Annotated in this window: 1 protein-coding gene; it reads right to left on the reverse strand. The window is 67.7% G+C overall.

What is annotated here, in order from left to right:
* Nucleotides 1-260 (reverse strand): hypothetical protein (locus FNJ47_RS47030; RefSeq protein ID WP_206685425.1); only part of this gene is annotated, 260 nt, incomplete at both ends.

The raw sequence follows: 260 nt of genomic DNA on the forward strand, positions 1-260 counted from the left end.
CCCACCCCTGAGATGGCGGCCGCGGCCCGGGGGGCTCTGGTGCCGGTCCCGCCTGCCGAGACGATCTCGTGGCCGCCGCTTTGAATGCTGACATTGCTGGTGATCTTGCCCTGCACATTGAGCGTACCGGACACGTTGATCATGCTGGCCGAACCGCCGGCCAGCACGTTGAGCGTTCCGCCGGCTGCAACGAACGTTCCCGTGCCGGCCGTGCCGCTGATGGTGCCCTGGATGACGCCGCCGGACGAGACGTTCTCGAT

Origin of the sequence: Bradyrhizobium uaiense, assembly GCF_010811875.1 — a bacterium.
GTDB classification, from domain to species: domain Bacteria; phylum Pseudomonadota; class Alphaproteobacteria; order Rhizobiales; family Xanthobacteraceae; genus Bradyrhizobium; species Bradyrhizobium uaiense.